At 75.0% G+C, this 21430-nt stretch carries 17 protein-coding genes; 8 read left to right on the plus strand and 9 right to left on the minus strand.

What is annotated here, in order from left to right:
• Both A3CO_RS36980 and A3CO_RS0116730 read right to left on the minus strand, forming a co-directional pair.
• Positions 1 to 171 (minus strand): helix-turn-helix domain-containing protein (locus A3CO_RS36980; RefSeq protein ID WP_157647652.1); only part of this gene is annotated, 171 nt, incomplete at its 3' end.
• Positions 172 to 296: 125 nt separating this feature from the next.
• Complete coding sequence (locus A3CO_RS0116730; RefSeq protein ID WP_018333393.1) at positions 297 to 719, minus strand: PPOX class F420-dependent oxidoreductase; 423 nt, start codon at positions 717 to 719, stop codon at positions 297 to 299.
• Between the two features lie 311 nt (positions 720 to 1030).
• Between A3CO_RS0116730 and A3CO_RS35985 the strand changes: the two genes are divergently transcribed.
• Positions 1031 to 2008, plus strand: coding sequence for a helix-turn-helix domain-containing protein (locus A3CO_RS35985; RefSeq protein WP_051085987.1), 978 nt, complete (start codon positions 1031 to 1033; stop codon positions 2006 to 2008).
• Here the strand turns inward: A3CO_RS35985 and A3CO_RS0116740 are convergent.
• The 3 genes from A3CO_RS0116740 to A3CO_RS0116750 all read right to left on the minus strand — a co-directional run bounded on the left by A3CO_RS0116740 (position 1988) and on the right by A3CO_RS0116750 (position 7871).
• Positions 1988 to 3268 (minus strand): glycosyltransferase family 4 protein, encoded by a 1281-nt coding sequence (locus A3CO_RS0116740; RefSeq protein WP_245561519.1) that lies wholly within the window; start codon positions 3266 to 3268, stop codon positions 1988 to 1990. The two genes, A3CO_RS35985 and A3CO_RS0116740, sit on opposite strands and share 21 nt — an antisense overlap.
• A gap of 177 nt (positions 3269 to 3445) precedes the next feature.
• Positions 3446 to 4960, minus strand: a complete 1515-nt coding sequence (locus A3CO_RS35990) for a DUF4397 domain-containing protein (RefSeq protein WP_084681990.1) — start codon at positions 4958 to 4960, stop codon at positions 3446 to 3448.
• A 40-nt stretch (positions 4961 to 5000) separates the two neighbouring features.
• Positions 5001 to 7871 carry a helix-turn-helix transcriptional regulator gene (locus tag A3CO_RS0116750; RefSeq protein ID WP_018333396.1) on the minus strand — a complete coding sequence of 957 codons (2871 nt, stop codon included), beginning with the start codon at positions 7869 to 7871 and terminating at the stop codon, positions 5001 to 5003.
• Between the two features lie 394 nt (positions 7872 to 8265).
• Here A3CO_RS0116750 and A3CO_RS0116755 point away from each other — a divergent pair, with 394 nt between their 5' ends.
• Both A3CO_RS0116755 and A3CO_RS0116760 read left to right on the plus strand, forming a co-directional pair.
• Positions 8266 to 9702 (plus strand): sugar transferase, encoded by a 1437-nt coding sequence (locus A3CO_RS0116755; RefSeq protein WP_018333397.1) that lies wholly within the window; start codon positions 8266 to 8268, stop codon positions 9700 to 9702.
• Between the two features lie 38 nt (positions 9703 to 9740).
• Positions 9741 to 10994, plus strand: a complete 1254-nt coding sequence (locus tag A3CO_RS0116760) for a glycosyl hydrolase family 28-related protein (RefSeq protein ID WP_018333398.1) — start codon at positions 9741 to 9743, stop codon at positions 10992 to 10994.
• A 51-nt stretch (positions 10995 to 11045) separates the two neighbouring features.
• Here the strand turns inward: A3CO_RS0116760 and A3CO_RS35995 are convergent, their stop codons facing one another.
• Positions 11046 to 12197, minus strand: coding sequence for a glycosyltransferase (locus A3CO_RS35995; RefSeq protein ID WP_157647654.1), 1152 nt, complete (start codon positions 12195 to 12197; stop codon positions 11046 to 11048).
• A 106-nt stretch (positions 12198 to 12303) separates the two neighbouring features.
• On the opposite strand from A3CO_RS35995, the gene A3CO_RS0116770 reads away from it, so the two are divergent.
• The 3 genes from A3CO_RS0116770 (at position 12304) to A3CO_RS38165 (ending at position 17149) form a co-directional block, all read left to right on the plus strand.
• Complete coding sequence (locus A3CO_RS0116770) at positions 12304 to 13365, plus strand: glycosyltransferase family protein (protein WP_018333400.1); 1062 nt, start codon at positions 12304 to 12306, stop codon at positions 13363 to 13365.
• A gap of 95 nt (positions 13366 to 13460) precedes the next feature.
• Positions 13461 to 14795: a hypothetical protein gene (locus A3CO_RS38730; protein ID WP_018333401.1), complete on the plus strand. Its 1335-nt coding sequence runs from the start codon at positions 13461 to 13463 to the stop codon at positions 14793 to 14795.
• On the plus strand, positions 14792 to 17149 hold the full coding sequence (locus A3CO_RS38165; protein WP_018333402.1) for a Wzz/FepE/Etk N-terminal domain-containing protein: 2358 nt from the start codon (positions 14792 to 14794) through the stop codon (positions 17147 to 17149). The genes A3CO_RS38730 and A3CO_RS38165 overlap by 4 nt, the downstream gene beginning before the upstream one ends.
• Positions 17150 to 17161: 12 nt before the next feature.
• Here A3CO_RS38165 and A3CO_RS0116785 read toward each other — a convergent pair whose 3' ends face one another.
• Genes A3CO_RS0116785 through A3CO_RS0116795 form a run of 3 tightly spaced genes read right to left on the minus strand, consistent with a single transcriptional unit; the run spans position 17162 to position 20354 of the window.
• Positions 17162 to 18427 carry a lipopolysaccharide biosynthesis protein gene (locus A3CO_RS0116785; RefSeq protein WP_018333403.1) on the minus strand — a complete coding sequence of 422 codons (1266 nt, stop codon included), beginning with the start codon at positions 18425 to 18427 and terminating at the stop codon, positions 17162 to 17164.
• Positions 18424 to 19407, minus strand: coding sequence for a GDP-mannose 4,6-dehydratase (gmd, locus tag A3CO_RS0116790; RefSeq protein ID WP_018333404.1), 984 nt, complete (start codon positions 19405 to 19407; stop codon positions 18424 to 18426). The genes A3CO_RS0116785 and gmd overlap by 4 nt, the downstream gene beginning before the upstream one ends.
• A complete protein-coding gene (locus tag A3CO_RS0116795; RefSeq protein WP_018333405.1) occupies positions 19404 to 20354 on the minus strand; it encodes a GDP-L-fucose synthase family protein in 951 nt (316 codons plus the stop codon). The genes gmd and A3CO_RS0116795 overlap by 4 nt, the downstream gene beginning before the upstream one ends.
• 171 nt (positions 20355 to 20525) lie before the next feature.
• On the opposite strand from A3CO_RS0116795, the gene A3CO_RS40065 reads away from it, so the two are divergent.
• Positions 20526 to 20648 (plus strand): hypothetical protein, encoded by a 123-nt coding sequence (locus A3CO_RS40065; protein WP_018333406.1) that lies wholly within the window; start codon positions 20526 to 20528, stop codon positions 20646 to 20648.
• A 115-nt stretch (positions 20649 to 20763) separates the two neighbouring features.
• Entirely contained in the window at positions 20764 to 21351 is a 588-nt protein-coding gene (locus tag A3CO_RS0116805) for a hypothetical protein (protein ID WP_018333407.1), read from the plus strand.
• Positions 21352 to 21430: the final 79 nt, after the last annotated feature.

Here is a 21430-nt window from a genome sequence, read left to right on the forward strand (position 1 = left end):
GGTCATGCCGGCCTCGCCGTCCTCGCGGTAGCGCTGCGACCAGCGTTTCGCGGTCGGCCAGGAGACTTGGAAGCGGATCGCGGCCGCGGCGATCGGCCAGTTCTGCTCGACGATCAGACGCGCGAGCTTCAATCGGCTGCGCGGGGTCAGTGCCGCGTTAGCGTGGGCCACGGAGGACCTCCCGGTGGTGATGGGTGCCGTCAGACAGCTCCACAGCACTCCCGAGAGGTCCTCCCCTCAAGATCATTCAGACCGTGTCGTCACACCGGTTCAACCAACGTGTCCGGTCAGTACAACTAGTTCTCCGGGTTGTCGCTGGCCTTGGCCGAGCCCCAGCCGTGCCAGCGCTCCACCTCGATCCACGCCGAGACGCGCTCGCGGTCGCGCACCGGATAGGGCCTGCCGGTGTAGTGCTGCGAGAGCTGGTCGATGCGGGTGAGCCCCTCGTCCTCCGCCCACTCGACGACGCGGCCCTGCATCGAGACGTGGGTGTACCAGTCGTCCTCGGCGAGCACGGTGATCGTCGTGCGGGGGTCGTTCTCGAGGTAGCGCACCCGGGTGCGGGCCTTGTCCATGTTGACCAGCACGCGGCCGTCGTCCCACAGGTACCAGGTGGCGACCGACACCGGCGAGCCGTCGGGGCGCAGCGAGGTGATCACGCTCGGGTTGGGGCGGGCGAGCAGGTCCTGGACCTCGGCGGGCAGCGGGGGTGTGGGCATGGCCCGCGATGCTAGGTGTCGAGGGGCGTCGGTGCAGGTCACACCCGGACACGGGTCGAGTTGTCCGGCGCCGCCGCAGGGTTGTCCGGCGGAATCGGGGGTTGTCCGCTTCCCTTCCGCCGAGATCATCCCGCCCGGGAAGCTGCCGCGGTGACCACTCCCGCGCTCGTGTCGGGGCCGCCGTTCCGGGGTCTCGAGGGGCACCCCGGAGCGTTCGGCCGGGGCGGGAGTGGTCACCCGATCGGGTAACTCGCGGGCGTCCCGGACCGATGGAATCCGGGAGGACACTCCACGATCACCGGAGCGACACCGTGCCCCGACCGCAGCGCGAACTCGACCCCGCGGGGGGTCCGCTCGTCGAGTTCGCCCGGGACCTCCGGCTCCTGCGCGAGCAGGCCGGTGGCCCGAAGTTCACGACGATGGCCCGGCGCACGGGACGCTCGAAGACCGCCCTCGCCGACGCGTCGGCCGGCCGACACCTGCCCCGGTGGGAGACCGTCGAGGACTACGTCCGGGCCTGCGACGCGGAGCCCGAACCGTGGCGGACCCGGTGGGAGGCGCTCCGCGCGGATCTCGGCACGCCCCCGACGCCCGTGGACGACGCCGACGACGCGACGGACGACGCGGCCGACGAGCCGGCGGGGGCGAACGGCGCCGTCCCGACGTCGAGCGTCAGCGACGCACCGTTGCCGCCGACGGCCGGCGGCACGACGACGGGCGAGCCCCCGACCGGCGAGCCCGGGGCCGACACGACCACGACCACGACCACGACCACGACGGACGAGCCCCCGGCCGGGACGCGGCGCCGACCCGCCGTCGGGAGACGCGCCCTGCTCGTCGCCGCCGGGATCGCGGTCCTCGGGATCGTGCTCGGCTTCGTGCTGGGCCGGGTCACCGTGCCCGACCCACCGGTGGTCCCCCAGACCGTCGAGGCGATCGAGGTGCAGAACAAGGTGGCGCTGGGCGCGGACCGGCTCGTGGAGGACCGGACACCGGCCTACCTGTCGACCGAGGCGTTGTCCTACTGCGCGTCGCCGAGCCGCTCGTGCAAGGTGCCGGGGACGGAGATGGTGTCGGGCGCGGCGATCGTCGCGAGCTGCTGGACCACCGGCCAGATGATGTGGAACGTCGACCTGGCCGACCCCGACCAGGCCCGCAATCCCGACCGCGCGCAGTCCGACCTCTGGTACCGCGCGTCCTTCCCCGACGGGCGCACCGGCTACCTCTCGGAGGTGTACGTGGTCCGGGGCGATCGCGGGGGCCGCGGACTACCGCGCTGCAACCCGTAGGGCCGCCAGCCCCTCGACCCACGCCACGTACGCGGCGTGCGCGCGCCCCGCTCCCAGCGTGTCGGCCGCGTACGCCCGGCCCCGGGCGCCCGCCTCGTGGTCACCCGCCGTCGCGAGCACCGCCGCGTGCAGCGCCTCCGGGTCACCCGGGTCGACCCGCGGGCCCGCCCCGGCCCGCGCGAGCTCCGCGGACGCCGCCGACCGCGCCCACGACGCGGCGACCACCGGGCGCCCTGCCGCGAAGTACGAGGTCAGCTTGGAGGGCGCGCTCATCTCGGCGACCGTCTCGGCCTCGTTCACGACGAGCACGTCCGCCGCGGCCAGGGCGTCGGGGAACCGGTCTCCGGGCAGCGGGTCGAGGAACGTGAGCCGTTCGACGTCGGCGCCGAGCCCGGCCAGTCGCGCCCGCTGGTTGCCGTCGCCGAGCAGCACGAAGCGGACCTTCGACCCGGCCAGGTCGGCGCGGCGCGCGGCCTCGACGACGTTCTCCAGGCCCTGCTTGACGCCCATGTTCCCGGCGTGCAGCGCGATGACCTCGTCGTCGCGCCAGCCCAGCTCGCGCCGGACGGTGGCGCGGTCGCGGGTCGGCGGGGCGATGTGCGACCAGTTCGGGATCGTGGTGAGGCGGCCGGCGTCCACGCCGAGCGCGGTGACGGTCGGGGCGAACGACGGGTGCACCACCGCGACGCCGTCGGCCCGGGCGAGCAGCGATCCCTCGAGCCGGGCACCCAGCGAGGCGACCCGCGAGGACGTCATCCGGGTCTCGGTCAGCGCGCGGGAGTAGAGGTCCTGGGTCACGACGCCGAGCGCGGTCCGGCCCGCCCGACGCCAACGCAGCCCGGCCAGCACGGTGAGCAGGACGGGGCTGACGGCGATCACGACGTCGGGTCGCGGTCCGCCGACCGCCGCGGCGTGGGCGGTGAAGGCGGCGTCCATGACGATGCGGCGGCGCGCGTCGGGCACCGCGGGGACCGGGTGGCGCACCCGGGTGACCGGCACGCCGTCGATCCGTTCGGTGCGGCGCAGCCCGGTGTAGCCGTCCGCGACCTCCCACGCCGGGTAGTGCGGGTAGCCCGTGACCACCTGCACCCGGTGCCCGGCCGCGTGCAGCGCCGCGACCATGCCGGTCGTGTACGGCGCGTTGCCGGTGTGCTCGGGGGCGTAGTGCATGCCGATGACGCGGACATCCAGCGTTCCCGACGACGGGCGGCTCCCCTCCGCCGCGCCACCCGCTGCGGGTCGGCCCGGGGCCATGACCATCGGACGCGCTCCTGTTCCTCGCGGGCGTGTTCCTCCGGCCACCGATGGTCGACAGGCTGGGTCCGGACCACCCTGGGAACAGTTGCCAGGTTTTCCAGGGGCGCACCACACGGGGCACCGGGACCGGCCGCCGTGTCCGGTTCGTCCGTCGACGGCGGCGCTGCGACGGCGCCCGGGTCAGCGCGGGGTGGCGAAGACGATGATGTTGTCCTGGTAGTTCAGCGTCGCGTCGTCGAATGGCCCGCCGCAGGTCATGAGGCGCAGCGTGGGCGTGGTGGTCGGCCCGTAGATGCGCTCGGTGGGGATGCCGTCCTTCGCGAACGTCTCCACCGAGTCGACCCCGAAGCGCGCGGTGCCGCCGTCGGAGCGCCCGACCTCGATGAGGTCCCCGGGCTTCAGCTGACCCAGCGCCCCGAACACCGCCGGGCCCCGGCGGGTGTCGACGTGCCCGACCATGACCGACGAGCCCGGGTCGCCGGGCACGGCGGAGGAGCTGAACCAGCCGACCTTCGAGAAGTCGGTGGGGACCTGCAGCGCCCCGCGGTAGTCCACGCGCAGGTCGACCGGGTCGGCCACGTCGAGCCTGATGGCCGGGATCGACAACGACGTCGGGTGCGGCCCGCCGGGCGGCGGCGCGGTGGCGATCGCGAGCGGCATCTTCACCGCGTCCGGCACGCCGTCGGTCGGGTCGTCGGAGAACCAGCCCGAGATCGTGTCCCAGATCCCGCCGCTGGCCAGGTCCGCGTGGCTCAGGCCGCCGAGCCCGGCGCCGATCCCGCCTGCCGGCGGGGTGGGCGCCTTCGGGGCCGGCGGGGCGGCCGAGGTGGTCTCGGCGCTCGAGGGCTGCGGCGGGGCCGGCCTGCCGGGGGCGACCGGGGGCACCGAGGACTGCGCGGTGCGCGGGGCCGTGCTGGGCGCCGGGACCGGGGCGCCCGGCGTCGGTGCCGGGGTGGGCGCCGCCGAGGCGGCGTCGGCGACGAGCTGGGTGGCCAGGCCGCCGTCGGCGGCCCGTGTGACGACGAGGGTGGCCACGGACGTGCTGGTCACGGGCACCTCGACCGACGAGGACTTCCCGCTGCGGCTGGTGACCCGCAGCTGCCACGGCTTCGCCGGCACCGTCGCGTAGGGCGTGGCCGAGCCGTAGAACAGGGTCCGCGCGAGCGGCACGGACGGGACGTCGCCGGACGGGTCGGTGGCCGTGACGTCGACGGGCCCGACCTCGGCCGCGGCCTGCACGACCCGCAGCGCGCCCGACCCGGCCGGCGCGGGCGCGGTCTCGTCGTCGAGCACCTGGGCCTGGGTGGCGCCGTTCGGACCGATGTCGACGAACGTGGCGGTCTGCGCGGACCCGGCCGGGACCTCGACGGCGACGTCGAACAGCGGGGGGGCGCTCGCGGGGGCGCCCGCCGACCGGCCCTGGATGCGGTAGGTCCCGGCGGGCTCGGTCAGGTAGGGGCTCACCGCCCGGTAGGAGATGTCCCCGGCGACCTTGGTCAGCGGCAGGTCCGGCCCCTGCGCGTACATGTCGACGGCGGGGGTGTTCGGGGACAGGTGCGCGAGGCGCAACATGCCCGTCCCGGGGTCGGCCGTGGCCTCGCGGACCCCGACGACGCCCACCGCACCGACGGCGACCGCGAGGGCCGCCGCCCCACCCACGAGCCACCACACCCGCCGTCGGGAACGCTCTGTCATATCGGCCCCAGTACCCCGGACGAGCGTCACCCATTCGGCCTCAGTCGAAGGTCCGTCCCCAGAGCTGCCGGCGGGAGCTCACACCGAGCTTCGCGAACACGTTGCCGAGGTGGTAGCTGATCGCCTTCGGCGTGACGTAGAGCGCCGCGGCCACCTCGCGGCTGGTCAGACCCTGGGCGACGAGGCGGACCACCTCCCGCTCGCGCGGGGTGAGGGAGGCGACGGAGGCCGCGTCGACCACCGCCTCGTCGGGCGCCGACGCCGAGGCGGCGGGCAGCGTGTCCGGGACCCCGCGGGCGGCCGGGCGCAGCTCGGTCCCGGTGGTCGCCCGCGGCTCGGGCACGGTCGGCGCGGGCGCGGCCGAGGAGGTCACGCCGGGGACGCCGAGGTCGATCTCGGCGTCGACCCGGGCCACCCACGGCGAGCCGCCGAGGGCGGCGAAGCCCCGCCGCGCGGCGGCGAGGTGCTCGGGGGCGCTCGCCCAGCCCTGCCGGCGGGCCAGGCGACCGGCGGCCGCGTGCAGGGCCGCGACCTCGATCGGACAGACCAGGGCCTCGACCTCCCGTGCCGCCGCGAGGTCGAGCCCCGCTCTGAAGTGCTCACGGGCGCGGGCGGCGTCGCCGCTGCGGTCGGCCAGCCGGCCGAGGAGCCGGTAGCGGCTCAGCGCGAACCACAGCGGCGTCCCGGCCGCCGGGAACCCCTGCAGCACCGCACCCGCCGTCGCGGGCCGGTCGGCGTCGATCGCAGCCTCGGCCAGCAGGACGCGCCAGAGCGCCAGCGGGGCCGCCTCGAGGGCGGGCACCGGGCCGTCGGCCAGGTCGGAGAGGACCCGGTACGCGCGGTCGGCGTCCCCGCGGACCTGCGCGACGAAGGCCTCGGCGAGATCGCGGGTGAAGGCCCCGAGCACGTTGGGGGCGCGCTCGAGCCGGCGCCGGGCCCCGTCGAGGTCGACCTCGACGTCACCGAGCCCGCCCCGCGCCGCCCGCACCATCGACCACATGCCCCGGGCGGCGGGCGCGATCCAGGCGCTGCCCGCCTCCTGTGCGACGGTGGCCCCGACGCGGGCCTCGGCCTCCGCCTCGTCCCACCGGCCGGTGCGGAACGCCGCCTCGGCCAGGAACAGGTGGACCAGGCGCCCCATGGTGGTGGCCGAGCCGGCGCGGATCCGGTCCAGGCCCTGGTGCAGGCGGTGGTAGGCGGCCACCGGGTCGCCCGCGGCGAGGTGCAGCCGGCCGCAGATCACCAGCAGGTCGGGTCCGTACACGCCGTCGAGGTGGTCGCCGAGGACGTCGAGCGCCGTGTCCGGGCCCCACCGGAGCGCGCTGCCCACGACCTCGAGGGCCCGGGCACCCTCGAGGAAGCCCGGGTCGTCGGTCAGATCCCCGATGTGCGCCGCCACCTCCACCGCGCGGGCACCCCGCCCGTGCAGGACGTGGTGGGCACCGAGCTTGAGGGCGGCCAGCGCCCGCACCGTCGGGTCGGCGTCCGCGTCCTCGAGGGCGGCCGCGAGCGGGGCGTAGGCGTCCGGGTCGCCGGTCTCGAAGGCGAGCGTCCCGAGGGCGAGGTCCCGGGCGCCGCAGGCCCGGGCGCCGCGCAGCGCGCTCTCGAGCCCCCGGAGCCGGCCGAGGCTGCCGGCCAGCACGAGCCGGACGGCCGCCTCGAGCAGCAACCCCTCGCGCTCCACCCCGCCGGCCGCGACCTCGGCGGCCCAGAGCAGGAGCGTGGCGGACTCGTCGGGGTCGTTCTCGGCCGCCGCCGCGGCGACGAGGGCGTCGGCCACCTCCGGGGCCGGCGACCCGGCGGCGCTGGCGACGGCGTGCGCGAAGCCGGTCCGGCCCCCGATCGCCGCGGCCGCGGTGCAGTGCAGCGCGGCCGCCTCGGCCGGGGTCAGCCCGCGGTAGACCGCGTCGCGGATCAGGGGGTGGACGAAGCGGAGCTCGACCCGGGGCCCCCGCGCCGCGACCAGGACGAGGCCGGCGGCGGCGGCCTCGGCCGGGGCCGCCGGCGGGGTGCTGCCGGGGGCCACCGCCGCGACCTGCTCGAGCAGCGACACCGGTGCCGTGCCCCCGACGACGGCGAGCGCGGCGACCAGGTCGCGGGTCCCGGGCGCGAGGGAAGCGACCGCCTCGCCGACCGGGGCGGCCAGGCTGCGGCGCCCCGGGAGCGGCTCGAGCCCGGCCAGGACCTCGTCGGGCAGCGTCCGCAGCAGCAGCGCGAGGTGCACCGGGTGCCCCCCGGTGGCGGCGACGAGCTGGGCCGCCACGCCGGGACCTGGGGTGGGCGCCGCGGGACGCCGGGTCGCGACGAAGGCCGCGACGGCCGCGGCGTCGAGCCCGCCGACGGGAATCGTGCGCACCTCCGTCGGGGTCCCCACGAGCGTGGTGCCGCCCGGGCCGCCGTCGGCGAACAGCCGCGGCCACCAGGCGCGGCCACGCACCGCCAGCCGGGACGGGTCGGTGGCCGTCGCGAGGACCAACAGGCCCCCGCCGTGCAGCCGGCGCAGCAGGTCGGCCAGCACCGTCGCGGACGCCGGGTCGACGTGGTGGAGGTCGTGGAGGGCGAGGACGACGGGCCGGCGCGGTCCGGCCGAACGGCGCGCGACCGCCAGGACGTCGTGCAGGGCGAGCGCGGACCGACCGGAGGTGGGGCGCCCGGGGGCGACCACGTCGTCGAGCGCACGGGCGAGGAGCTCCGTGGTGGCGTGGGCGACGGGCGCGCCCGTCGGCTCGGGGGCGACGGTCCGGACGACGACGGGGCCGTCGGGCCCGGCGGCGACCTGGTCGCAGAAGGTGTCGACGAGCGTCGTCGTCCCGACCCCCGACTCCCCGGTGAGCAGGAGCCGGACGGCCCGGCCCCGCCGGACCCGGTCGAGGACCTCGTGCAGCTGCGCGATCTCTGCACCGCGACCCACGGGTGTCCATACCGGTGACACGATCGGGTGATGCGGTGACGCCGTGTCCCCATCGGCCGTCGTCGACACCCGGGCCTCCCTCAGCACTGTGCGTGTACTGCCGCCACCCCATCGAACGGTAGTCCGATCGGATCAGACCCGTGAGATGCGTTCGGAGAATGGCGGTCGGTAGTCGTACATCACTCTAACGGACGCAATGCGTCCGAACAGCCCTGGCGACGAGTGATCGGGTTGGCGGAGACCTGGGAAGAGTTCCCAGGGTCCTGGCCCGATGGATCGCCCACGATCGTGTGTAGCTGTAGCGGTGAGTGATCAGCGCAGGGGAGGCACGGTAGGGATGGGCGGACTCCGCGGCACCGTGGGGGCGAGACGGCCCGCGCCCGGATGGACCAGTGTGAGGAGCACCTCGCGCAGCACCGTCCTCCGTGACCTCCCCGGACCGCGCGCCGCCGGACGCGAGCGGCCGCTCGCCCGGCCGGACGCCCGTCCGCTCCTCGGGGTCGACCGGGCCGGAGGACTGCAGGCCTGGATGCTGGTGCTCCCGCTGGACGCGGTGCTGACCGCGGCGCCGATGGCGTGGAGCCCCCACTACTGGAAGGCGTTCGCCGCCCTCTCCGTGATCTTCGTGGCCCTCGTGTGCGGCGGTGGCCGCTACCGGGCGCGGCTGCACCTCTCGGTGCTCGACGAGCTGCCCGGTCTGCTCGGCCGGCTGCTGGTCGCGATCGCCCTCGTGGCAGCGGTCTTCGCGGTGCGCCATGACAACGTCGGGGTCACCGAGTTCGTCCTGACGTCCCTGGCCTCGGTCGCCCTCGTGGTCGCCGGGCGCGCCGTGTCCACCGGCGTGGTCCTCACCGGGCGCCGGCGCCGCATCGTCGCCCACCGCACGGTGCTGGTCGGGGGTGGCGACCTGTCCGGCGAGGTCGCCGCCCTGCTCGACCGCTATCCCCGCTACGGGCTCGCCGTCGCCGGCTACGTCGACTCCGCCCCCGGCCCGGCGTCCGCCCGGGTGCCGTGGCTGGGCACCCTCGACGACCTCGACGACCTGGTCGCCGCGCTGGGGGCCGACGTGCTCCTCGTCGGCGACGGCGCCTTCGACGAGGCGGACCTGCTCGACCGGGTCCGCACCCCGGCCACCCAGGCCTGCGACCTGCTCGTCGTACCGCGCCTGCACGCCTTCGCCACCGCGACCGGCCACACCGACCACATCGGGTCGCTGCCGGTGATGCGCATCCGCACGCCCGCCCTCGACGGGCCGGCCCGCGCGCTCAAGCGCGCAGTCGACGTGGCGGTGTCGTCGCTCGCCCTGCTGGTCCTCTCCCCCGTGTTCCTGGCGTGCGCGCTCGCCGTCCGGATCGAGGGCGGCCCGGGCATCCTGTTCCGTCAGATCCGCGTCGGCCGCGACGGCCGGCGCTTCGAGTGCCTGAAGTTCCGCTCGATGCGCCCCGCGACCACCGCCGAGGGCGACACTCAGTGGTCGATCGCGCAGGACGACCGGGTCGGCCCCGTCGGCCGCGTGCTGCGGGCGACATCGCTCGACGAGCTGCCGCAGCTGGTCAACATCCTGCGCGGCGAGATGACCGTCGTGGGCCCGCGCCCCGAACGGCCGCACTTCGTGGAGCAGTTCTCGGCCGAGCACCCGCGCTACGGTCATCGCCACCGGGTGCCCGCGGGGCTCACGGGGCTCGCCCAGGTCTCGGGCCTCCGGGGCGACACCCCGATCTCCGACCGGGCGCGCGTCGACAACTACTACATCGAGAACTGGTCACTGTGGCTCGACCTGAAGGTGCTGCTGCGGACCGTCTCCGAGGTGCTCCTCGCCAAGGGACGGTGACGCCCTCCCCGAGGCCGTCCCGCCTGTCCCGACGACGGGTGCTGACGACGGCGGCGGCCGCGGGCGCCGCCGTCGTCGGGACCGCCGCCTGTGCCTCGCTCGCCGGGTCGCGCCCGGCCGGACCCCCCGCGACCGATGCGGACCTCCCCCGGCCCGGGGGCGCCCCCCTGCAGCGCGGCACGGTGCACGACGTCCGCGCCGCCGGGGCGACCGGGGACGGCGTCACCGACGACGCCGCCGCGTTCGCGCGGGCCCTCGCGGGCGCTGCCGCCGGCGACACCGTGTTCGTGCCCGCCGGGACCTACCACCTCGTGCTGCCGCAGCCGCTCACCCTGCCGCCGGGGGTCCTGTTCGCCGGCCAGCCGGGCCGCTCGGTGCTGCGGATGACACCCCGGGCGACCGCCGCGATCGAGGTCGCCGGCGCGGACTGCGCGCTCGACGGCCTCGAGCTGGCCCGGGCCGGCGACGTGGAGACGGTGCTGCTGCGGGTGGGCCGGGTCGACCGGCTCACCCTGTCGCGCCTCGTGCTCTCCGGGTCGACGGACGTGTGGGAGTCGTTCTGCCACGGCGTCCAGCTCGGGGTGGACGGCGACACCTCGAGCGCGCTCGTGCTGCGCGACTCGCTCCTCCACCGGCTGACCTATGGCCTGTACCAGGCGAACGACTCGCCGGCGGTCACGGTCGGCGTCGAGGTCGCGGGCTGCACGTTCGCCCGCAACACGAACACCGACCTGGAGTTCAACAGCCCGAGCGGCTCGTTCCGCACGGTGCGGGTGCACGACTCGGTGTTCCGGGACAACGACTCCCCCGGCTTCGCGGTCGGCATCGCCTACTGCGCCGACGTCGAGGTCACCCGCTGCGCGATGACGAACTACCGGATGGAGGCCGTCCACGTGGAGGACTGGTCCTCCGACGTCGCCGTCACCGGCAATCGGATGACCGCCTGCGGACTCACCGAGTTCGCCTTCGTGCAGATCATCCAGGGCTGCACCCGCGTGACGGTCCGCGGCAACACCTTCGACGCCACCGCCAACACCGCCGGGATCGCCGTGGTCAACGCCCTCGCGGGCGGCCGGGGCACCTCGGCCGGTGGCCGGCCCGTCGTGCCGCCCACGGCCGTGACCGTCACCGGCAACGACTTCCGCTGCTCCGACGAGGTCGTCGCCGTCGCCTTCCACGGCGTCGACGGCGGGTCGGTCGTCGGCAACCGCATCGCCGGGCTCGCCCTCGACGACGCCCTGGACCTCGAGGGCGCGACCCGGATCGCGGTGGCCGCGAACTCCACGGCCTGAACTCCGCGGCCTGAAGTCGTCGCCCTGCTCGCGCCCGCCGGCCTACCGGGGTCAGGTCAGCGCGCGCGCCGCGGCGGCGAGCACGTCGTCCGCGCTGCGCTTCGGCGACGCCGCGTCCGCCGGGACGTCCTCGGCCCACCCGGTCCACGCCGCGCGAGCGGCCTCGAGGCCCGCGAGGACGCCGTCGGCGTCCGGCTCGACGACCCACGCGCCCGCCACGCCCGCGAGGTTCTCCGCGATGCCGGCCCGCGCCGACACCACCACCTGCAGGCCCGCGACCTGCGCCTCGAGCGCTGTGAAGCCGTAGACCTCCTCGGTCGAGGGCAGCACCAGCGTCTGGGCGCGAGCGAGCACCTCGACGACGCCGGGTTCGTCGAGGAACCCGAGGAAGCGCACCCGGTCGAGCACCCCGAGCGCCCGCGCCTGGTCCTCGAGGGCCGCCCGGTCCACGCCGTCGCCGGCGACGTCGAGCGTGGGAGCCCCGTCGAGCCGGGAGAACGCGTCGAGCAGCGTGTGGACGTTCTTGCGCGGGATCAGCTGGCCGATCACGGCGAACCGGTGGTGGGCGGCGTCGGGCCCCGTCGTCTCCCCCGCCTGCCGCCGCAGCTCCCGCGGGCGGGCGCCGAAGGCCTCGAGGTCGATGGAGTTGACCGACTCGACGATGCGGTCGCGGGCCACGCCGGTGTGCAGCGCCGCGTCGCGGGCCGAGGGCCCCGGCACCACGACCGCGCCGGCGCGGGTGAACAACCGCCGCCGCAGCCAGGCCACCGGTCCGCGGTCGAACTGCCGGGAGTCCAGCGTCGACTCCGAGAAGATCACGTACGGCACGCCGCGGCGGTGGGCCCGCAGCATCGTCCAGGCGCTCGCCACCTGCGCCCAGGTCGGGATCACGACGACGTCGGTGGCGTCGAGCACCCGCCGCGTCACCCCAGGACGCAACGCCGCCTGGTAGGAGTCGAGGCGTCGCGCGACCGGCCGCGGGAGCGGAATGGGCACCGCTGCCAGGACCCCCGAGCGGTAGCCGGGGTGCGGGCGGAACCGGAAGTGGCGTTCGGGTTCCTCGGCGAACAGGAAGTGCACCCGGAAGTCGCACCGGGCGGCGAGCTCGCAGAACAACGGCTCGCGGTACGGCGCCTGCGCGTCCGTGAGCCACGCGATCTTCATGCTCTCGTCCCCGTCGTCGTGACCTACCGTGTCCGTCACGCGGGTGATTATGGTTCAACCAGGGGGATGAGGACATCAGGATGTGGCTCACGTGGCTGTGACACCGCGCGGATCGCACGGATCGTCACCGTCCGTTCACGGACGGGTGGCGGTGTTCGAGCTCGACCCGCTCGGGCACCGGCTGCGCTACGTCCGCCTCCTGCTCACCGCTCCTGGCGCGACGGACCCCCTGCTGCTGGTGCCGCGCGAGGTGCGCGACTCCCCGGAGTTCGCCGAGCACCTCGCCGACGTGCCCGCCGAGGTCGTGGAGGTGCCGAGCGGTCGGGCCGCGGCGGTGCGGGCGGCGGTGGCGACGGCCGCCGCCGCGAGCGCCCACCTCGTCGTCCCCGACGGCGACAAGAACGTCGCGCCGCTCCTCGCCGCCCTGGCCCGCCCCGGCCGCCCGACCGTCTCCCTGCTGCTCATGCGGACCGTGCTCCCCGGCGGCTCGGAGCGCACCACGCCCGGGATGGCCGTCAAACCGCCGCTCGCGGCCCTCCTCGCCCGGCTCCCGGGAGTGCGGGTCCGCTTCCTCACCGACGCCTTCGGCGTGGTGACGCGCCGCCGCGGCTTCCCCGGGATCGACCCGGTCCGCGATCCCGTCGAGGTTCCCGACGGCGGGTCGCGCCCGGCCCGCGATCCCGACGCGCCCTTCCGCATCGGCGTCCTCGGCGTCATCAGCGCGCGCAAGAACGTGCCGCTCCTGGTGGCCGCGCTCGAGCGGGTGCCGGAGGTGCACCTCGTGCTCGCCGGACGCTGCGACCCCGACGTCACCGCGGCCCTCGCGGGCTCGCCGCTGGCCGAGCAGGGACGGCTGCACGTCGACGACCGCCTGCTGTCGGAGACGGAGTTCGACGCCGCGATCGCCGGCGTCGACGCGGTGGCGGTGCTGCACGACAACGACGCCCCCAGCGGGATCGTCGCCGAGGCCGCCGCGCGGGGCGTGCCGGTGCTCGGCCCGGCGCGTGGCTGGGCGTCGAGCATGGTCACCGGCACCGGGATCGGGGAGGTCGCCGAGGTGGCCGGCCCGGACGCGGCGGCCGGGATCGCGGCGGCCGTCCGTCGGCTGTGCGCCACGCACGCCCGCCGGGTGGAGGCGACGCACGAGGCGCAGCGGCGGCTCGGCACCGAGCATTTCGTCCGGGGACTCCTCGGCGACGTTTTGTGACCACGTTCGCGCACCGGTAGGCGATCCTTCACCCGTTCGTTAGTCTGATCGGCGGAAGATGACCGACCGTGAACACCAGGGGGAGGTGACGACGGGTGACCACGCTGTCCGGTGAACGCCGACCCGTCGTCGGGCGGCGGCGCGGCACCGCGACCACCCCGCGGGTCCCGGCCGCGGTGCCGGCCGGGCTGCTGCTCGCCTCGCTGCCGCTGCTGCGCCCGGGCACGTTCGGGGAGTACACGGCGCTGGGCGGCTGCGGCCTCGCCCTCGCGGCCGGGGTGGCCGCGATGCTGCGCCGCGAGACCGCGCCGACGCGGCCGGCGCGAGCGGTCTCGGCGCTGCTGGCCCTCGTCGTCGCCGCGTACGTCTGGCTCGTCCTGCACTCCGTGTGGGTCGACGACCTGCTCCGGATCCGCAGCCAGTTCCAGGACTTCGTGCTCACCGTCGGGTCCCTCGTGGCGGCGGTGCTCGTGTTCTCCGACCCGCGCTCACGGCTCGCCGTCGGACGCGGGTTCGTCGTGATCCTCTGCCTCGTCGGGGCGTCGTGGCTGGTCACGGCGCTGTGGTGGGCGGTCGCGGGCGTGGGCACGGGCCAGATCGCGATGATCCCGGTCGGCACGGTCGGCCCGCAGCCGGTCTACCTGCCCTTCACGATCAGCTACTCGAGCTCCGCCGTGTTCGGCACGGACGTGCCGCGGCTGACCGGGATCGGCCGCGAGTCGGGCTGGATGGCGATGTACTGCGCCGCCGGCTGGTTCCTCGCGCAGGCGGTGGGCTACCGGTCGTGGGTGGTCAAGGGGCTGATCCTGGCCGGGCTCGTCGGGACGCTCTCGACGGCGGGCTTCGGCGTGTTCGTCGTCGTGCTCGCCGTGGAGACGTTCCTGCTCCCGCGCGGCGGGGTCCGGCTCGGCGGGTTCCTGCGCCAGATCGGCGGCCTCGGTGCCATCGGCGGGGCAGCCTGGGTGGCGCTCTACGCCCCGGTGCTGGGGCTGCAGGCCAAGCAGACGTCGAACCAGACCTCCCTCGACGAGCGCTCCGACGCGACCGCCGCCGGCGTCCGGGCGATCACCACCAAACCCTTCGGCGGCCAGGGCACCGAGAAGCAGGCCGGGATCAACCTGATCTCCGACATCGCCGTCAACGGCCTGCCGTTCGTCCTGCTGATCACCGCGGCGCTGCTCGTGCCGCTCCTGCTCGTCCGGACCTCGCCCGGGGTCCGCGGCCGGGCCGCACCCGTCGCGTTCGTCGTGTTCGCGACCCTCCTGCTCTCCCAGCCGGCCGCCGCGTCGACGTGGGTGTTCGTCCTCGTCGCCCTGGCCCTGGCCTGCGACGACCTGACCGAGGCCGAGCGCCACGCGCCCGGCGATCTCCTGCCCCGCCGGCTGCAGCGCCGGCTCGGAATCCGCGAGACCAGTGGAGCCGCATCGTGAATGCCCGCGAGTACTGGACCGTGTTGCGTGAGGACCGCGTGCTGATCGGCAGCATCGTCGTGGTGTGCGTGGCGATCGCCGCCGCGGTGGCGATGCTGCTGCCACGCACGTACACCTCGAACGCCGTCTTCTACGTGGCCGCGCAACAGACGGCATCGAGCTCGACGGAGTCCTACCAGGGCGCGCAGCTCTCCACCGAGCGCGTGAAGTCCTACACCGAGCTGATCACCGGTCCCCGCGTGGCGGCCGACGCCTCGGCGCTGCTCGGCGGGAGCCCGACGCCCGACGAGATCCAGAACTCGATCAGCGCGGACGCGGTCTCCGAGACCGTCGTGCTCAACGTCGGGGTCACCCGCCCCACCCCCGAGGACGCGCAACTCGTCGGTACGGCCGTGACCACCGCGTTCACCCGGCTCGTGAACAGCATCGAGTCGACCGGCCAGGCCGTGAACCGGCCCGTGGTCTCCACCGAGCTGATCTTCCCGCCGACCATGCCGGTCTACCCCGCCGGACCCGGCACGACGATGCTGCTGGCCGCCGGGCTGCTCGCGGGCGTGGTGCTCGGCATCGGCGCGGCGCTCGGCCGCCGGGCCCTGCGCCGGGCGGTGGACACCGCGGACGCGCTCGCCGAGGGCCTCGACACCCCGGTGCTCGCCTCCGTCCCCGCGCTCGCCCGTCGTCCGGAACGCCCGGCACTGCTCGTCGAACCCGTCGCCGGACGCCGCGGCCGCGCCGCCGCCCAGGCCCGCGACCGGGCCGCCGCCGTCCGCCGTCTCCGCACCGCCGTCGTCGCGGGGGCCGGCGACCGCCGCTGCCTCGTCGTGACCGGCGTGCGCCCGGAGCAGGGCACGACCACCGTCGCCGTGGATCTCGCGGTCGCCCTCGCGCTGGCGGGCGAGTCGGTCGTGCTGGTGGACGCCGACCTCCAGCGCCCCGCCGTCGCCGCCGCCCTGGGCCTGCCGGAGGAGCCGGGCCTCGCCGACGCGCTGCGCGCGAAGCGGGCCTCCGGCGGCGTCGTCGGCGTGCAGCGGTTCGCCCCGGGCGCCTTCGACGTCATGACCGCGGGCTCCGCCGTCGAACGTCCGGGCGAGGTGTGGGGCTCGGTGACCGGCGCCGCGGTACTCACGGCCCTGCGCTCCACCTACTCGTGGGTGCTGCTCGACGCCTCCCCGCTCAGCGGCAGCCCCGCCGCCCTCGACCTGGCCCGCCTCGCCGACGGCGTGGTCGTCGTCGCCCGACGCGGCTCCGCCCGCCCGGAGGACCTCGACGCCGCGGCCGCCGGGCTGCGCACCGTTGACGCCGCGGCGATCGGGGCGGTGTTCACCTTCGCTGTGGACGTCCCGCAGGCCCCGGTCGAGACCCGCAAGGCCCTCCCGGCCGGTCGACGCTCCGCGGCGCCGGCACCCGCGGAATCACCTCGGTCCTCGTCGCCCTCGTCGCCCTCGTCGCCCTCGTCGCCTGTTGCCGCAGCGGAGCCTTCTGCCGCAGCGGAGCCTTCTGCCGCGTCGAAGCCTTCGATGACGTCGCGCCGCCGCGCAGCGCGGGCACGGTCGGAGACCCCGGCCCCATCGGGAACGCCGGCTCGATCGGAGACCTCAGCGCGGTCGGAGACCCCGGCCCGGTCGGAGACGCCGTCGCGGAACCCTGAGCCGGCCGCCGGTACGCCGGTGCCGACCGCCGACGCCGTGCAGCCGTCGGCCTCCCCGGAGCCGGCCGCGGTGACCGAGCCCGTCGCCACGACGGACCCGACCGCTGCGGCCGAGCCCGTCGCTGCGGCCGAGCCCGTCGCTGCGGCCGAGCCCGTCGCTGCGGCCGAGTCCGCCCCCGCCGTCGCGCCTGCCACCGCACCCGAGCCTGCTCCCAGCCCGGCGCCCACGGCCGCTCCTGTCGCCGAGCCCACCCGCGGGGCGGAGTCCGCCCCGGCCGTCGAGCCGGTCCGGGAGCCCGCGTCCGCCACCCCGGAGGACGCCGTCACGGGACGTATCCCGGCCCAGGGCTCGTCCGCCCCGACGGTGCCCGCGGCCCGCACCGGGTCCGAGGCGGTCGCCTCGCCCGCGGCCGCCCCGGCGACGGAGACCGCGCTCCCCGAGCCCGAGGCCGGCGAGCCGGCCGCACCCGTCGTCGGGAACGGGTCCGCGCCGCGGCGCCGGGGCCGCCGACGGGTGACGTCCTCCTGGTCGGAGCCGGCGCCCGCGCCGGAGCCCGTGGAGAACGACGGGTCGGAGACCGACGCGCCCGCGAACGGGCACACCGGCCCGTGGTCGAACGGGTCGAACGGCACCGGGACGAACGGCCACGCCACCAACGGCCGTCGCCGCCGCCGGGCGGTGCGCCCGACCCCGACGTCGGTCTGAGGTCCCGCCCGGTCAGTGTTGCCCGGGCTCCTCGGTCGCCCCGTCCGCGGACGGCACGGCCATCGCCCCGTCCCGGCGGGCACGCCGCGCCCCGAGGCCGAGCAGGGTGAAGATGACGAGCTGGCTGACGACGTACCCGACGGCCGCCCAGACGGCACCGCCGAGGGAGGCCAGGACGAAGGTCGCGACCAGGCCGACCCCGAGACCGATCGCGATCCCGACCGCGACCACCTGGGGCCGGCCCCGGTTCTGCAGGATCACCGCGAACGGCTGGTTGAGGGTCACGATCACCGCGCCGATCGCGAGGACCGCGAACACCGTGCCGGAGCTCGTGTACTCCTGACCCAGCAGCAGCGGGATCAACGGCGGCCCGACGACCGCGAGCAGCAGCGGCGCGACGCACAACGCCACGCTCACCCGCAGCACCCGCCGTTCCTCGACGCGCAGGGCCGCGGGGTCGTTCCCCGCGCGGGCCAGCCACGGGCCGGCGACGAGACCGATCGAGTTGGCGAGAAAGTTCAGGGGACCGATGAGACGGCCGCCGGCGGCGTAGAGCCCGCCCTCGTAGGCGCCGCCACCCGCCGTCGCGAGGGGGGTGTCGAGCTGCTGGGCCGAGACGGCGAGGGTGGCCAGCCCGAAGCCGACGGACTCGCGGTGCGCGGCGACGATCTCGGCGGTCGCGCCCCGCCCCCGGCGCTCGCCCCGTCCGAGGAACACGCGGTCCAGGATCGCCTCGAGCACGAACGACACGGGGATGGCGGTCGCGAGGGCGATGTCGCCGGCGCCGAGAAGTGCCAGGACGACGACCGCGACGAGGCCGCCGACGCGGCCCAGGATCTGGCCCGTCGACGCCTTCCCGAACCGCTCCTGCGCCCGGAGCAGGCCGTTCGCGTTCTGCGCCTCCCACACGCCCGCGCCGACGAGCGCCAGCAGCACCCCCGCCACGGGGTCTGGCGCGAACAGGACGCTCGACGCCCCGCCCACGACGAGGAGCATCGCGAGCGCCCACGGTCGCTTGGCGGCGGTGAGCGCCCGCGCGTGCGCGCTCGTCACCCGGCCCGACGCCGTCTCGCGGACGAGGTAGTTGATGAGCCCGAAGTCGACGACGGTGGCCGCCACCTGCCCGATGGCGGCGCACGTCGCGATGAGCCCCAGGGTGGCCGGGGTCATGGTGCGCGCAGCGACCACGAAGGTCAGCCCGAGCACGACCTGACCGAGGACGAGCGCACCCGCCACTCCCCCGACACGCCCCAGGAACAGCGCCAGGCCGCCCTTCATCGGGCGGCGTCGAGGTCCTTCAGCTCGGCCTCGACCATGATGCGAGCGAGCTGGTCGGGCATCGTCTCGGCCTTCCAGCCCAGGACCTTCTCCGCCTTCGAGGCATCCCCGATCAGCGCGTCGACCTCGGTCGGGCGCAGGTAGGTCTGGTCGAACCGGACATGGGACTCCCAGTCCAGGTTCACCGCCCCGAAGCAGTACTCGACCCACTCCCGGACCGTGGTCGCGGTCCCGGTCGCCAGCACGTAGTCATCGCCCCGGTCGGCCTGCAGCATCCGCCACATGCCCTCGACGTACTCCGGGGCGTAGCCCCAGTCGCGGACCGCGTCCAGATTCCCGAGGTAGACGAACTGCTCCTTGCCCTGCGCGATCCGCGCCGCCGCCCGCGCGATCTTCCGCGTCACGAACGTCTCCCCGCGGCGCGGGGACTCGTGGTTGAACAGGATCCCGTTGACCGCGAACATCCCGTGCGCCTCACGGTAGTTCCGGGCCATCCAGTACCCGTAGACCTTCGCCGCCCCATAAGGACTCCGCGGGTAGAACGGGGTCTGTTCGTTCTGCGGCGGCGGGGTCGCCCCGAACATCTCCGAGGACGAGGCCTGGTAGTAGCGGGTCTCGATCCCCACCATCCGGATGGCCTCGAGCAACCGGGCGGTGCCGACACCGGTGGTGTTCCCGGTGTACTCCGGCTCGTCGAACGAGACGCGCACGTGGGACTGCGCGGCGAGGTGATACACCTCGTCCGGGCGCACCTTCTCGATCAACGTCACCAGCCGGCTGGAGTCGGTCAGATCCCCGTAGTGCAGCACCAACCGCTGATCCGGGTCGTGCGGGTCCTGATACAGGTGCTCGATCCGGCCGGTGTTGAACGTCGAGGAGCGGCGGATGATGCCGTGCACCTCATAGCCCTTGGCCAGCAGCAACTCGGTCAGATACGACCCGTCCTGCCCGGTGATCCCCGTGATCAGTGCCCGCTTCACCGAGCTCCCTCCACGTCGTTGTCCAGGTACCAGCGGTAGGTCGAGGCCAGGCCCTCCGCGAGCCCGATCCGCGGCTTCCACCCCGTGCTCGCGATCTTCGAGACGTCCAGGACCTTGCGCGGCGTCCCGTCCGGCCGCGACGTGTCGTAGACGATCTCCCCGCTGAACCCGACCGTCGCCGCGACCAGCGAAGCCAGCTCCGCGATCGTCACGTCCTCACCGGTCCCGACGTTGACCGGCGCCGGATCGTCGTAGGCCTCCAACAGATGCACACACGCCGCCGCCAGGTCATCGACGTGCAGGAACTCCCGCCGCGGCGTGCCGGTCCCCCACACCGTCACCGTCGCATCACCCGCGACGGTCGCCTCGTGGAACTTCCGGATCAACGCCGGCAGCACATGACTCGACTCCAGGTCGAAGTTGTCGCCCGGCCCGTACAGATTCGTCGGCATCGCCGAAATCCACCGACGGTCGTACTCCCGCCGATACGACTGCACACCCATGATCCCCGCGATCTTCGCGATCGCGTACGCATCGTTGGTCGGCTCCAACGCCCCGGTCAGCAACGAATCCTCCCGGATCGGCTGCTCCGCGAACTTCGGATAGATACAGGACGACCCCAGGAACAACAGCCGCTCGGTCCCCGCCGCGTGCGCCGCGTCCAACAGATTCGCCTGGATCCGCAGATTGTCGTGCAGGAACTCCACCGGCCGCGCGTTGTTCGCCGCGATCCCACCCACCCGGGCCGCCGCGTCCACCACCACCGCCGGCGCCACCGACGTCACGAACTCCCGCGCCGCCTCCGCATCCCGCAGATCCACCTGCGCCGACCGCGCCCCGACCACATCGGAGAACCCCGCCGCCCCTAGTGCCCGCACCACGGCCGATCCGACCAGTCCCCCGGAACCGGCCACCAGCACTCGTGCGGAACGATCCAGCTCGCCCATGCCTGAGAAGGTAGCGGAGCGTGGTGGGATCTCGGATCACTAGTCCATCCGAAGCGCATCACACTTCCGACGGCGCAGACCTCGGATCACCTTCATCCGTAGGCGGAACATCGTGACGGGCGGAAAGTCCATACCTCGTTGGGCTGAATGAGGCCGGCGCAACCGGAGCGGGTGACGGCACGTCCCGCGCTGGTCGTCGTGCAGGGCTCGCGGGACGACATCGGGCTCCCGGTGGACCGGATCCGCGACGGCGTGCACCCGACCGAACGCCGGGCACGCCCTGTACGCGCGTGATCTCGCGGCCGACCTCGACCGTGTCGGAGTGTGAGGACGCGTATCTTCCGCGTGATCTTCACGAACGTGGGGTAGCCGCTGCGCGACCAGCAGCGCGCACGGCGGGAGGTCCCCCATGTCGGCAGGTGAGTTCGCCCGGGACGAGGCCGCAGGGAACGACGACGTCCCCCACCCTCCGCTCGTCCCTCTGGAACGCGTCCCGCACGACCGATTCGTCGTCGAGGGCACCCGCGGACTCCGCCTCCGGGCGCGGTGGTGGCTGGTGACGAGCGGGCCGACGAGCCGGCCGTGGGCCGCGTTCGGACTCTGCCTCCTCGGCATCGTCGGGATGTTCCTGCCGCTCGCCCGCGACGTCCGCGGGTCCGCCATCACCCCGCTCATGCTCGCGGACGGTCCGGCGATACTCCTGCTCGTCGCCTTCGGCATCCTCACCCTGCTCCCGGTCGTCGACCTGGTCCTCGGCCGGGAGCGACTGACCCCGTGGCTGGCGTTCCCCGCCGCGCTGGGCATGCAGGTGACCTTGGCCCTCGTCCTCGTCGCCGGCACCCAGGGAGCCGGCGCGCTGCACCCGCGCCTCTCGGACGAGATCAGCGGCCCCGGGTCGGGCGTCCTGGTCCTGGGCGCCGTCGAGCTCGGACTCGCCGTCCTCGGCGCCATGGGCTTCGTCCGGCGGGCGGCACGACGTCGGCTCGGTCTGGTCTGATGCCGGAGGTTGCTCCGTTCGCCGCTTGATCTTGTCGAACATGTGTTCGATACTGGGTGCATGGCGATCGAGGCAGGGT

Origin of the sequence: Actinomycetospora chiangmaiensis DSM 45062 (assembly GCF_000379625.1) — a bacterium.
Lineage (GTDB): Bacteria > Actinomycetota > Actinomycetes > Mycobacteriales > Pseudonocardiaceae > Actinomycetospora > Actinomycetospora chiangmaiensis.

Excerpts from the sequence above, each read along its gene's own strand:
- A3CO_RS0116730 (WP_018333393.1), bottom strand. The coding sequence starts at position 719 with ATGCCCACACCCCCGCTGCCCGCCGAGGTCCAGGACCTGCTCGCCCGC.
- A3CO_RS0116740 (WP_245561519.1), bottom strand. The coding sequence starts at position 3,268 with ATGGTCATGGCCCCGGGCCGACCCGCAGCGGGTGGCGCGGCGGAGGGG.
- A3CO_RS35990 (WP_084681990.1), bottom strand. The coding sequence starts at position 4,960 with ATGACAGAGCGTTCCCGACGGCGGGTGTGGTGGCTCGTGGGTGGGGCG.
- A3CO_RS0116785 (WP_018333403.1), bottom strand. The coding sequence starts at position 18,427 with ATGAAGGGCGGCCTGGCGCTGTTCCTGGGGCGTGTCGGGGGAGTGGCG.
- A3CO_RS0116795 (WP_018333405.1), bottom strand. The coding sequence starts at position 20,354 with ATGGGCGAGCTGGATCGTTCCGCACGAGTGCTGGTGGCCGGTTCCGGG.
- A3CO_RS0116805 (WP_018333407.1), top strand. The coding sequence starts at position 20,764 with ATGTCGGCAGGTGAGTTCGCCCGGGACGAGGCCGCAGGGAACGACGAC.